Origin of the sequence: uncultured Gimesia sp. (genome assembly GCF_963972345.1) — a bacterium.
Classification (GTDB): Bacteria; Planctomycetota; Planctomycetia; order Planctomycetales; family Planctomycetaceae; genus Gimesia.
Window position 1 is genome coordinate 41,575 of the sequence record NZ_CAXAVM010000020.1, and the last position, 12,470, is coordinate 54,044.

At 50.6% G+C, this 12,470-nt stretch carries 11 protein-coding genes; 5 read left to right on the forward strand and 6 right to left on the reverse strand.

The features are described from left to right. Nucleotides 1-10: 10 nt before the first annotated feature. On the reverse strand, nt 11-1,342 hold the full coding sequence (locus AACZ40_RS05480; RefSeq protein ID WP_291173808.1) for an AI-2E family transporter: 1,332 nt from the start codon (nt 1,340-1,342) through the stop codon (nt 11-13). Between the two features lie 275 nt (nt 1,343-1,617). Between AACZ40_RS05480 and AACZ40_RS05485 the strand changes: the two genes are divergently transcribed. From AACZ40_RS05485 to AACZ40_RS05505, 5 genes are all read left to right on the forward strand, one after another. Continuing rightward, nucleotides 1,618-2,193, forward strand: a complete 576-nt coding sequence (locus tag AACZ40_RS05485; protein ID WP_291173811.1) for a hypothetical protein — start codon at nt 1,618-1,620, stop codon at nt 2,191-2,193. Nucleotides 2,194-2,233: 40 nt separating this feature from the next. Next, nucleotides 2,234-3,271, forward strand: a complete 1,038-nt coding sequence (locus AACZ40_RS05490; RefSeq protein ID WP_291173813.1) for a DnaA/Hda family protein — start codon at nt 2,234-2,236, stop codon at nt 3,269-3,271. 524 nt (nt 3,272-3,795) lie between these two features. Further along, nucleotides 3,796-4,926 (forward strand): DNA polymerase III subunit beta, encoded by a 1,131-nt coding sequence (gene dnaN, locus AACZ40_RS05495; protein WP_291173816.1) that lies wholly within the window; start codon nt 3,796-3,798, stop codon nt 4,924-4,926. 3 nt (nt 4,927-4,929) lie between these two features. Then, nucleotides 4,930-5,274: a DUF721 domain-containing protein gene (locus AACZ40_RS05500; protein WP_291173819.1), complete on the forward strand. Its 345-nt coding sequence runs from the start codon at nt 4,930-4,932 to the stop codon at nt 5,272-5,274. Between the two features lie 110 nt (nt 5,275-5,384). After that, nucleotides 5,385-7,886, forward strand: a complete 2,502-nt coding sequence (locus AACZ40_RS05505; RefSeq protein ID WP_291173823.1) for a DNA gyrase subunit B — start codon at nt 5,385-5,387, stop codon at nt 7,884-7,886. Nucleotides 7,887-7,940: 54 nt separating this feature from the next. Here the strand turns inward: AACZ40_RS05505 and hpt are convergent, their stop codons facing one another. From hpt to AACZ40_RS05530, 5 genes are all read right to left on the reverse strand, one after another. Further along, the gene (gene hpt, locus AACZ40_RS05510) at nt 7,941-8,462 is read right to left on the reverse strand and encodes a hypoxanthine phosphoribosyltransferase (protein WP_291173826.1); all 522 of its coding nucleotides are present in this window, start codon (nt 8,460-8,462) and stop codon (nt 7,941-7,943) included. Nucleotides 8,463-8,474: 12 nt separating this feature from the next. Then, complete coding sequence (locus tag AACZ40_RS05515) at nt 8,475-9,548, reverse strand: tRNA pseudouridine(13) synthase TruD (protein ID WP_291173829.1); 1,074 nt, start codon at nt 9,546-9,548, stop codon at nt 8,475-8,477. Nucleotides 9,549-9,630: 82 nt separating this feature from the next. Further along, nucleotides 9,631-11,307 (reverse strand): hypothetical protein, encoded by a 1,677-nt coding sequence (locus tag AACZ40_RS05520; RefSeq protein WP_291173832.1) that lies wholly within the window; start codon nt 11,305-11,307, stop codon nt 9,631-9,633. A 140-nt stretch (nt 11,308-11,447) separates the two neighbouring features. Then, complete coding sequence (locus AACZ40_RS05525) at nt 11,448-12,065, reverse strand: LUD domain-containing protein (RefSeq protein ID WP_291173833.1); 618 nt, start codon at nt 12,063-12,065, stop codon at nt 11,448-11,450. Further along, nucleotides 12,052-12,470 (reverse strand): lactate utilisation protein LutB domain-containing protein (locus AACZ40_RS05530; protein WP_339673556.1); only part of this gene is annotated, 419 nt, incomplete at its 5' end. The genes AACZ40_RS05530 and AACZ40_RS05525, both read right to left, overlap by 14 nt.

Sequence of the window (12,470 nt, forward strand, 5' to 3'; positions counted from 1 at the left end):
CGCCAGCTGCTTAACGACGACGTTTCTTTTTCTTACCGGGAGGCGTTTTATCTGGCTCCGACGCTGGTTTGCTCTCTGTGTTCTGAGTCGTATTTGCCTCTTCCGCAGAAGCCTCACTGTCTGAGGTTTCTGACGGTTTCTCGTCCGTTGGCCCGGTTTCAGCTGTTGGTGAATTCTCTTCTAAGGTTTCCATCAGTCCCTGCGCCTGGAACTTCTCCTGGGAGAAGGCTTTCAGTTCCGTATTAAAGATCTGGATGAGAGCATGCAGACAGGATGCCACAATCGGGCCGATAAACACACCCCACAGCCCCATTACCTGCAGTCCACCCAGCACACTGACGAAGGCCAGCAGTGGATGCAGTTTGGCGTCGCTCTGCAGCACATAAGTTCGAATAATATTATCCATCGTGCCGACCACCAGGGTGCCGATCAAAATCAGAAACACGGCAGATCCCCAGTGTCCCTGGTACATCAGCCATACAGCGCAAGGCATCCAGATCAGCCAGGAACCCAGTAAGGGCACCATGGATGTGATGGTTGCCAGGATCAGAAAGATGATAAAGTGATCAAAGCCCACAATGGACAAGGCAATCGCGGTCGTCAGTCCCTGACCGATGGCCGCCAGAAAGGTCGCAATGACCACCGCACGCACCACTTTTTGAAATTGATCAATAAGCTTCCTCTGGTAATCCACGTGCACGGGAATCAGCGACTGGGTTGATTCAATCAGCAAATAGCCATCCGCCAGGAAATAATAGAGGGCGATGATAAACATGATCCAGGCTACCAGTGCCGAGAAGAGGGTTCCCAGCAGACCGACCGTGGAAGCCGCGACACCCAGGGAACGCTTGGCAACGGGTACCAGTGTGGCCTGCAGATTCTTACGGATGAAATCTTCTGAAATCTGGGGCTCACCGGACTTGCCTTTCGTCACCAGTGAATCCATATCGTATTCCAGATACTCGTGCGACCAGTCCACAATCTGCTGAAATTTATCGTTACTGATTTCGACTTTTTCGCGAATCTTTCGAACGGCCTTATTCCAGTTTGCTTCGTCGAGGGTATCGACAACGGTCGTAAACAGCTGCAGCGATCCCAGAAAGATTCCCACGCATAAGGGAATCAGAATGGCGGAAACAAGGATGGTCGTCGTCAACCCGGCTGCAAATCTGACATGCCCGTTGGTACGCCTGATAAAGTAATTCATCAAAGGCTGACTGATCATGGCAACCACTGCTGCCAGGAACAGAGGCAGAATGAAAGGCATGATGACTTTAAAGAACATGATTCCCAGAGCGAGAATCAGGCAGAAGATGACGCAAAGCGATACGAGCCGTACCATGAACCAGTTCCATATTTTTGATTTTATCGATAAAGCGGCACGACCGATACGATGATCGGACTCTATGGTATTTAACAACTTACAGCAATTTTCACAGAAAAGATAGGGAAAATTCCGGCTGGACTGGCTCGTTCATTTCTGAGCTCAGGTCAAATATTTTCATATCCAGATCACAATTTTTCAGGTGGATTCGCTACAATACAGTTTGCTACTCACCTTCAGGAATGACTTGCATCGGGATCAGTCTATCTGTCTCGGCAGAACCGGAGTCTGGTATGAAACGTTATATAATCTCTCTCCTGTCAGCAAACCGTGTCGGAATCATGGCTGCTGTGACTACAGCAATGGACGAACTGGGTGCCAATCTGCATGAAGCCAGCATCGCAGTCATCCAGAACTTCTTCTCCATTGTGATCGCCGCAGATTTTCCGGAACAACGGGATCCGACTCTCATCCAGGAGCACATCGAAGGCATCTGCAATGCCTTTAATGTCGATGTTTCCGTCAAGGATCCGGATGTCGAAGTCCCCTCGATTCTTTCACCGGGGGAAAGTATAAAATATCTGGTCGCGATTACGGGAGAAAACCATGCGGGGATTCTCCGAAAAATTTCTTCCCAACTCGGCCAGGATGGAATCGATATTCTGGACCTCTCGGCCACCAGTTCTGAAGACGGACAAACGTTTGACATGATGATTAAAATCGCCGTGCCCAAAACTCTGGATGTGCTGGAAATGCAAAGTATGATGGAACTGATTTGCAGTAACCTGGGCGTCTCGGTTGATTTTATCAGCGAATCGGATTCCGCCATTATCAGCTCACAAAGCCAGACGCGGATGTTCAAGCTGTAAGCCTCCGGAACAGGATATTTCTGACGAAGAAGTCTCCAGGATGATGTCGAAATCCTCAAAAACTCAGCAAGCTGCGAACGAACGTCCTTTTCGGATCTTCACCGAATACCAGTATGCGTTTACGGCTGTTTCGCAATTATTCCAGACGACAGGCATGCCCGATCCCCCACTGGTCTATATTTACGGGCCTTCGGGTTGTGGAAAATCGGCCCTGATCAAGTCGCTGATTCCAGACTATCTCAATCTCCATCCGGACGCGGAATGGAACAGCATGACGGCCAGCGAATTCGCGGCAAAATACGCAGTTGCCTCAAAAAACAAGCGAATTGCCGCGTTTCAGGAGAAACTCCGTGATCTGCAGCTGCTGATACTGGAAGATATCCACAGCCTGGAAAACCGGATGCATACACAGGGAGAACTGCTCTCGACGCTGGATACGATTCTCAAACAGGGAGGGGCCGCCATTTTCACTTCCCTCAAACCACCGGGCGAACTGGTTCATTTTCATAAGAAGCTAATCAATCGATTTCATGGTGGCGTCTGTGCGGGAATTTCTCCCCTGAAATATCAGAGCAGGCTGGAACTGTTAAAATTCTGGGCCGATTTCGAACAGATTCCCATCAAAGAAAAAGAACTCTCCCTGATCGCACATCAGAAAGACAGCTCACCACGAGAGCTGTCTGCGATCCTCAATCAGCTTTATACCGTCAGTCGAATTCAGCAGAAGCGAATTGATGCCCGCTTTGTACAGGAATTTCTGAATGGGAATCTCGATCCACCGCGAACCAGTACCGCCAAAATAACCCGTGTCGTCTGCAGGGAATTTAAAACCAGCCTGGCTCAAATCCGCTCTGCCAACCGGTCTCAGCAGATTGTTCTGCCTCGACAATGTGCCATGTTTCTCTCCCGGGAATTGACCGGTGAATCTTTAGCAAATATCGCAAATTATTTTAATCGCAAGAACCACAGCACGGTTATTCATGCCTGTCGTCAAATTCAGAACGATCTCGAAAAATCGCCCGGATTACGCCAGCAGATTTCTCGCATCAAGCAACAACTTGGGGTATACCCTTTATAGCGGACAGGAAATTCAACCAGAGAAATCGGATCAGCGAACCTGTTCCAGCGGTTTCTGACGCGCTGGTTTGTTGATAATCTGTTGAAACTCTGATGTCGCACGTCGACTTCTTTTTCGTTTCTGAACAGCGCTGATCCTGACTTTTCAAAGTCCTCCACTTTCTGATCAGCCAGTCTGCTTCTCACCAAGATCCTCTCAACAGGTTCTCGACAGAAATTTTCTGTTGCAACCTCACCTTAAACTAATACTCTTTATGCATTTACAGCTACAGATCTCTGTTTTTGCACAATTTTTCTGCCCCTCTGATAATACTACTGCTAAATAAAAATCTTTTAGATTAAAACTCCCCTGAAAATCAACGTTGTTGTGTAGATTCGGGACCTCTGATTGATTGTGAAAGTCATCGAAATCACATAAAATATCAGCAGCATTCAATAGCAGATTTCAGACAGCCAGAATGAGTTCCCATCGATGTCCGCGGCTGCCGTCAAATTCCACGCATTTTTACAAAAGTTGATTCAAACATGAAGCTCAGTTGTTCTCGATCTACCCTGTTATCCGGCTTTCAGATTATTGGAAGCGTCATCAGTTCCCGCACACCGAAAGAAGTTCTGAAGTGTGCCAAACTGGAAGCAGCAGACGGAAAAGCAACTCTGAGCGGGACTGACCTGGAAGTCAGCATCCGTTTTGATTTCGAAGAAGTCGAGGTCATGGTGCCCGGGCAGGTTCTGCTCTCCGTGCATGAACTGGTTTCGATCCTGCGGGAAGCCCACACCGATTCCGTGGAAATCGAACTCAAGAAAGACGAGGAATCTGAACAGGACTACATTCTGATTCAGGCCGGTAAGAGTGAGTTTCGTCTGTCCGTGCACGATCCTGCCGAATTTCCCGCCGTGGAAACCTTCAACGAATCGAACTTCTTCGAAATTCCGATGCAGTCATTTCGTGAAATGATCCGCCGCACCGTGTTTGCCACCGATCCGGAAAGCACTCGCTATGCATTAGGCGGGGTTCTGTTTGATGTGGAAGGCGATAAATTGACCCTGGCCGCCACCGATGGTCGCCGACTGGCCATGGTCGAGTCAGCGTGCAGTTACCAGGGTTCCGAAGCCTATGAAAATAACCGGCCTGTGATTCCCGCCAAGGCGATGTCACTGATCGAAAAGAGTCTCACAGGCGATGAAGGAAACATCCAGATCGCCATCCGGGCCAATGATGTGATTGTGAAAAGTGGCCGTTCCACCATTTTCGGCAGACTCGTCGAAGGCCGCTTCCCGAAATACCGCGATGTCATTCCTCCCGAACCGACTCATAACATCGACCTGGAAGTCGGCACATTCTTCGGAGCAGTCCGCCAGGCACAGATTGTGACCGACGTGGAAACACGGGGCGTGGATTTCATTTTCTCCAGCGGCCTGTTGACTTTGAAAAGTGTGGCTGCCTCCGTCGGGGAATCCAAAGTGGAAATCCCGATTCCCTTTGAGGGGGAAGACATTGTGATCACCTTTGACGTGCGTTACCTGGCCGACTTCCTCAAGACACTCGACTCAGCCGCCCATATCAGGCTGCAGCTGATTGATTCCGACAGCGCCGCAGTTCTGAAAACAGACGACGGTTACACCTACGTCATCATGCCTCTCTCGCAAGCACGGTAATACATGTCCCGAAAGTACGAATTCAAACAGAGTCGTGCCGTGCCTGCTCCGGTGCCTGTTTCACAGGTACTTTCTGAGCTGATCGCATTAAAAGGCCTGTCACGTGTCCAGGGAGATCAACGACTGACAAACGCCTGGAAACAGGCAGCTGGTGAAAAAATCGCAGGTCAGACAACGGTGATGGGAATTAAAAACAGGGTTGTTCAGGTCGGTGTGGAAAATTCGGCCCTGTTGAATGAACTGAATTCATTTCATAAGAAATCATTACTGACGAAATTACAGCAGGAGTACGGAAAACAGGATGTCCGCGATATGAAATTTCGCTTGAAATCCAAGACAAACAAGTAGCTCAAACAGATTAAAAAATGGAATGTGAAATTACTGTTTGAGACTGGTCTAAGATCAGACAACGTTTCGCAGCAGCGAAACAGAAAAACAATTCACGGGAGTGATAAAGCGTGAGTGATCAAGAAGAGAGTCAGACAGATATGAAAAAAACGGGATACGATGAATCCAACATTCGTGCCCTGGAAGGCGTCGAAGGGATTCGCACCCGACCTGCCATGTATATCGGGGATACAACGCTCCGGGGTCTGCACCATCTGGTCTATGAAGTCGTAGATAATTCGATCGATGAATGTGTGAACAACTATGCTTCGGTCATCAACGTCAAAATCAACGCGGATGGCAGTGTCACCTGTAGCGATGACGGTCGCGGGATTCCCGTGGGCGTGATGCCGGACATGAATAACCGGCCTGCCCTGGAAGTCGTTTTGACAGAGATCCATGCCGGCGGAAAATTCGATCGCGAAGGAGGCTACAAAACGGGAACCGGCGGTCTGCACGGCGTCGGGATTACTGCGGTCAATGCGTTGAGCGAATGGCTGGAAGCCGAAGTCCGACGTGAGGGACATGTCTGGACCATGGAATTCCACCAGGGGCTGTTGAAGACGCCGTTGAAAAAACTCGGTAAGACTGACAAAAGCGGGACAAAAATTACCTTCAAGCCTGATGGAACGATTTTCCCGGATATCAAATTTGTCTACGACACGCTGACCAAGCGACTCCAGGAACTCGCCTTCCTGAATGCCGGCGTGCGGATTCGCATTGTTGATGAGCGTACCGGCCAGACAGATGAATTTCATTACGAAGAAGGACTCGTCGAGTTCGTGCGGCACCTGAACCGTACCGAGACGGTACTCTACGAAGAAATCATTCACATCCAGGGGGAAATCGACGGGGCGCAGGTCGATATTTCGGTGCAGCACAACGATGGTTCCACTGAAAATGTACGCTGTTTTGCCAACAACATTTTCAACATTGAAGGCGGAACACATTTCTCGGGTTTCCGCGGCGCATTAACCCGTACGATCAATGCCTACGGTAAAAAAGCCAATCTCTTTAAAGACTTCACACCCAGCGGCGACGATTTCCGCGAAGGCCTGACGGCAGTGATTACTGTACGCGTTCCCGATCCCCAGTTTGAAGGTCAGACCAAAACCAAACTGGGTAACAGCGAAGTCGAAGGCATTGTGCAGACCGTCGTGAATGAAAAGCTGACCAAGTTTTTCGAAGAGAATCCGGGCGTCGCGAAAAAGATTTCGCTCAAAGGTCTGTTGGCGGCGGAAGCCCGCGAAGCAGCCAAAAAAGCCCGCGAAATGGTTCGCCGTAAAGGAGCACTCACCACGGGGGGGCTGCCCGAAAAACTGCGCGACTGCCGGAGCCGCGAACTCGACATCACCGAACTCTACCTGGTCGAAGGGGATTCTGCCGGCGGCTCGGCAGACACCGGACGCGATTCCAATATCCAGGCGATTCTGCCACTGCGTGGTAAAATCCTGAATGTGGAAAAAGCACAGCTGGTCAAAGTTCTGGACAACGCGGAAATTGCCAACATCTTCAAAGCAGTCGGCGTTCCACCGGGAGCCGCCTTTGATGACGTTACCAAACGCCGTTATGGCAAGATCATCCTGATGACCGATGCCGACGTCGACGGCAGCCACATTCGCACGCTGCTGCTGACCTTCTTCTTCCGTCACATGCGGGAACTGGTTAACAATGGTTGTGTGTATGTCGCACAACCTCCCCTGTATCGAGTGACCCAGGGTAAAAAAATCCGTTACGTGCAGACGCAGGAAGAAATGATGACCGAGCTGGTTGAGCTGGCTCTCTCGGATTCCAATCTGCAGCATGAAGACGGGACCATTTTTGAAGGTGAAATGCTGGAAAAACTCGTCGATCTGGTTTCTGCTCTGGAAGAACCACTGGGAACACTGGATCGTCGCGGCATTGACTTGAAGTTCCTCGCATCAAATTTTGCAACTGAAGAAGGTTTGCTGCCGCAATATCGCATCTTCCTTGGCAAACAGCAGTTCTGGTTTATTTCACAGGAAGAGAAGGAACAGTTCCTGAAAGAAGAAGAAGACAAGCGCGGCGATGAACTGCAGATCGCCGATGATAATGGTGCTGCAGAAACAGCAACCGCTGAAGACAGCGAAGAAGAAGAGGATGAATTCGCCAAAGCAGGTGCCCTGCAGGTAACCGATCTGCATGAAATTCGCACGATCAATGACATGCTGCAGAAGCTGAAAGGCTACGGGATTCACCTGAAAGATTTCTACTCACCTGGAAACCGGAACGGCGAACCCATCTATCCGTTTTGCATCAACAGCGGCAGCCATGCCGTCAAACTCAGCAACCTCCGCCAGCTGCTTCCCTCTCTGCGAGACATCGGCGAAAAAGGTTTGAAGCTGACCCGCTTCAAAGGGCTGGGCGAAATGAACTCGGAAGAACTCTGGGATACCAGCATGGATCCGGAAAAACGGGTTCTGCTGCAGGTGGGGATGCAGGATGCTGCCGCCGCTGATGAAATCTTCCGCGTGCTGATGGGCGACGTCGTAGAGCCCCGCCGCGAATTCATCGAGAAACATGCACTCGATGTAAAAAATCTGGATGTGTAATCAATCATAAATCTGTAGAACGCATACGGACAATATGCGTTCTACAGATTCGATTTACACGAGATCCGAGCCTTCCAGGGAAGCAATGAAGGGCAGATGACGGTATTCGTTGTTGAAGTCCAGCCCGTAACCGACCACGAAATGATCGGGAATTTTAAAGCAGTGATAGTCGGGTTTCAGTTCCACTTTGGCTGCTTCTTCTTTCCAGAGCAGGACCGCTGATTTGAGAGAGCGGGGATTCTGTTCCTGAATTTGAGCCAGGACCGTCTGCATCGTTTTGCCGGTATCAAAGATATCGTCTACCAGCAGAACATCACGGTCTGTTAAATCGGGCAGATAATCCAGGTTCACCTGCAATTCTCCCGGCGTGGTTGATTTGCCGCGATAACTGGATGCCTGTAACACGCCGACCTGGTGGGGTACATCAATGGCCCGGATCAGATCAGCCAGCAGTACCAGGCTGCCTGCCAGAATCCCAATGATGGTCAGCGGACGTTTCTGATATTCCTGGGCAAGCTGGCGTCCCAGTTCAATCACGCGCGAGTTAATCTGTTCCTGGTCAATCAGAACTTTCACAACAGCTTCCTTTCATAACGAGTCGCCTGGTGACATGACGGCTGTCTCGTTTTTCATAAATTCCCTGAGCAGCATGGTCGCATACACGCCGGAAGGCAGCGTAAAATCAAATTGGATACCGTCTGCCGCCTGACTGATTTTAAGATCTTCAGGCCAGATCAGGAATGGTCGGCGGGCCCCCGGCGTCAGTTTTTTGAAACGCGAAAAGAAAGCGGGTTCCAGGGAGAACTCCTGCAGAATCGCGGTCTCGGCTTCCAGAACCTGGTCGGTGGGCTGTTTCATTTTGGGTCCGAAAATCGGGCCGGTGATCACGGTTTCCCGCTGATCGAACCGTTGTTGCTCCGCAGAAACATCTTCAACGACGAACAGTCCCCCCGATTCACAAACCTGCATCACATCACCCTGTTGTACGGTATGCAGACTTTGATCGGTGACCCGTTGAGACAAAGCCTGGTTAAACAACTGAGACTGCGCCGCCGACAAAGCCAGCCGCTTGAGCGATTTGTTCCGAAAGTATTTGGCGGAAACCTTTTCATTTTTTAACAGCTTCATTCCCATGCGCAGCGTTTCATTGTCGCGACCCATCCGCTGTGAACCGTAATAGTTGGGAAAGCCGGTCTCTTTGATTCTCTCGAGGATCGCATTAGCACGGGCAAACGCATTCTCAGTGGTCTCTTTCAATAAAAGTGTGAAACGATTCCCTTTGAGATGCCCCGTTTTCAGTTTCCGTTCGTGCCGCGTTGCCTGCAGAATGCGAATCCCCTCAAAGGCAAACCCATCCAGCAGAGGTTCACAGTCGGCGGGAACAGAAACCATCTGCCGCGTGATGGCGCAGCGGTCTTTCAGTCCGGCGACGCCAATCTCCCGGGAATCGACTCTCAACTGCTCTGACAGAACCTTTACCAGAAACTGTGCCGAGACATCCCGTTTTTCCACCCACAGAAACAGGTGATCGCCTTCCCCCGAAGGAGCATAGACCGGGATCTCTTCCACAATAAAGTCTTCCGGCGTCTGCTTTAATTCGCCACCGGTTCCCGGCAAACCTTCTGTCAGATAAGGCAGTACTTCAGTTTCTGGTTCAGGCATGGCGGGGATAAAGTTCTAGCGCCTGTTCCAGCATCACGGAGCGTCTCTGATCGGAAGACGGGACAGTCAAACGGAAAACAGGCTACTTTCGATTGGCAATGGCTAAGGAAATCAGCCTGATGAATCCTTCACCGAATTCCAGATTCAGGCTGGCTTGATCGGCTGTGATTTTAGGATAAATGGTCATCTGATCGCCACCGGAAGCGAAGGCCACTTTCGCAGATTCAACAAAATCGGGGTCTTTCGCATTCTCTTTTGCCAGGGGAATCAGTGATGCCAGTTTGAGCGACAGCAGGAAACTGGTACCCGGTTGTCGGTCTTGAGCATGATTTTTGCCCGCCGAAATGGATTTTTTCAGCAATGCCAGACTCTCGGTTTCACCCATGGCTACCCAGCATTCGTCCTGACTGCAGCCAATATAAATGACCGGGTTTTGACCAAACAGCTTCCTGGTATCTTCCTTGATATCCCTGGGAGTGATTTTATGAATGGCGATGCCTTCCACTTCCGCGATATTTGCTTCCATGCCTTCTGTTTCATCAGCCTGACTGGTCAGTTCGAAAAACTCCTGCAGGCCCTGTTGAAACTGCGCTCCATTTGAAAGTTGCAACGCGCCCAGTAAAGCGACTTTCTTCTCACCCACCTGATGCAGCTGAAGGTGTCCATCCAGTTTACCAGAGCGAACTGTTGCTTTGACTGAATCCAGAATCTTGGCTACCGGCCCGGGATGGGCGTCATCGCCCAGCAGAACAGGTGGAACGTTTCGGGATGATTTTTCAATCAGATCCAGAATCAGCTTTTGCTCTACCTCTTTTCTGAGCGGGAGTACCGTATATCCCAGGAATGCGGCAGAGTCAGCCGGCAGGTAAGAATACTCGCTGGAAGTGTGTGCCAGCTGCTCAAATTCTTTTCGCAATGGGGTATCTGGTTGTGCTGTGACACCCAGATGCAGTTGAATGTTCTTTTTCTCTTTCGACAAAGCATAGCCGATGGTCAGTTGCGCGCCATCCTGGGCAACGCGCTCAAACTGCTTTAACATCAACAGGGTCGTCTCTTTGCGACCCTTGTATTTCAAATCGTCTTCGCCTGGTTTTTGGGGCAGTTGTTCATCCACGCGGGCGCTGGCCAGATCGACGGCCATCAGCCGCATCGGCTGGGGAACATTATTCAGAAACAGTGCGCCGGCAATGTCGTACTCTTTGGCAAGGGCGCTGGTGAACTCGTCCGGGTTGTAAAACTCTCTGTCCAACGCTTCACTCTTGATCTGCAGAAACGCGTAACCATGGGCCATCTTGATGTGCAGCGTGAATGTGGGCAGCGCCAGTGTGTAGCGGTCAGCCTGTCCTTCGACCGGGTTAATCAGGAAACCGACTTCGCCCAGAGTCTGCATCAGTTCATCCAGACTTTTGACGGGGATAAATCCCACGACTACGGGTTGCGGCGAGATTCCTTTCTCCAGAAATACGAATGCCCCCAGCGGCTTTGTTTTATCCAGGCCTTCCAGGTTGCGATACTGTGCCAGAAACCCTTTGATCATCGCCGGATATTCGGGTTTCTCGATGGTGGCAAAAATGTAATCAATGTCATCCAGAACACGCTCAATACTGGCGATCGTGGTGACGGCAATCGGTTTATTCCAGTCGATGTTTTCTTTGCGAGGTTCCCCCTCTGACTGAGCCAGAGCCAGTGAACCCAGCGAGAGAAAGCAGAATGTCAGCGTGAAACGTTTCAGGAAGGATTTGACGATTGCAGTTGCCACGGAGAACCTCCGGTAGGAAAAAACGGTTCTAAGAACAGATCAGATCGATGAAACACGATCTGGATACAGCTTAGTGTACCTGTTTGAAGCCGGGAAAGTTACAGAAAATCTGACAAAATCTGATCAGCGGATCAGTGATTTCAAAAGGCTTCTTCGACCAGGAAGACTGTCAGGGAACGGGCGCCATGGGCACCAATCACCAGGGACTGTTCAATATCAGCCGTTTTGGAAGGTCCCGACATGAAGGTGCCAAAGCTGTTTTCAGCGAATTCGAGTTTCTGATAGGCCTGATGCATGTTGTTTACAATATCGCTGGCGGGAACCAGCAGGGCGACATGCTGCGCCAGAAAATAGAGGGTCCGCGCCGGGCCGCCCTCATTGGTGATCCAGACGGCACCGTTTTCCGCCACGCCGAATTCACCGGGTAATATGGCAAAATCGATATTCTCAAAATCATGCGGGTCGGTGATATCGGGAATACTGACATTGGGTTGCCCACAACCGGCGATCTGCGAACAGACCTGGCTCGCTTCCTGATACGCGGTCAGTTCCGACAGTCGCTGATTGATTTCGTCCACATTTTTGACGCGGACACACAGTCCGCCAACCGAAGCCAGTGTTTCTGCGAACTGTTCCGCTGGATCTTCATAGCGAATCCACTGGGAAGCGAGTTCAATGGACTGCAGGTCAGGTAAATCGGTCGGGGGGACCGACTGACTGCGCAGTTGATTCAGGATGTCTTCTTTACTTGTCGTCATGATTCTGCTTCATCCACTCCCGGAAACTCTGCTTGGGTATGATGGGAAGTTCTCTCTGTTTACCCCAGTCGTTCATTCGATTATAGAGCATGAATCGAGGCAGATACGGTACGATCGAACGCGCCATTTTCCCCACGAAACGATACATTCGAGGAGCCTGCATCAGCCACGACATCATTTTCATGGAGATGCGTTTCGAGACCGGCAAAAAGCCTTTCACCCGAATTTCTTTTCGCCACGTCAACAGCTGATGATGCAAATCGATTTTCACCGGACAGACATCAGTGCAGGAACCACACAGACTGCAGGCGAAGGGCAGGGTGGCATTCGCTTTGGGATCTTTGGCAGGTCCCAGAATGGAACCGATGGGACCGGGCACCGTGTTGCTGTAGCTGTAACCGCCAC

What these genes read in the sequence shown, in the direction of transcription:
- AACZ40_RS05515 (WP_291173829.1), bottom strand. Translation starts at nt 9,548, where the DNA reads ATGCCTGAACCAGAAACTGAAGTACTGCCTTATCTGACAGAAGGTTTG.
- AACZ40_RS05485 (WP_291173811.1), top strand. Translation starts at nt 1,618, where the DNA reads ATGAAACGTTATATAATCTCTCTCCTGTCAGCAAACCGTGTCGGAATC.
- AACZ40_RS05500 (WP_291173819.1), top strand. Translation starts at nt 4,930, where the DNA reads ATGTCCCGAAAGTACGAATTCAAACAGAGTCGTGCCGTGCCTGCTCCG.
- AACZ40_RS05480 (WP_291173808.1), bottom strand. Translation starts at nt 1,342, where the DNA reads ATGGTACGGCTCGTATCGCTTTGCGTCATCTTCTGCCTGATTCTCGCT.
- AACZ40_RS05490 (WP_291173813.1), top strand. Translation starts at nt 2,234, where the DNA reads ATGATGTCGAAATCCTCAAAAACTCAGCAAGCTGCGAACGAACGTCCT.
- dnaN (WP_291173816.1), top strand. Translation starts at nt 3,796, where the DNA reads ATGAAGCTCAGTTGTTCTCGATCTACCCTGTTATCCGGCTTTCAGATT.
- AACZ40_RS05525 (WP_291173833.1), bottom strand. Translation starts at nt 12,065, where the DNA reads ATGACGACAAGTAAAGAAGACATCCTGAATCAACTGCGCAGTCAGTCG.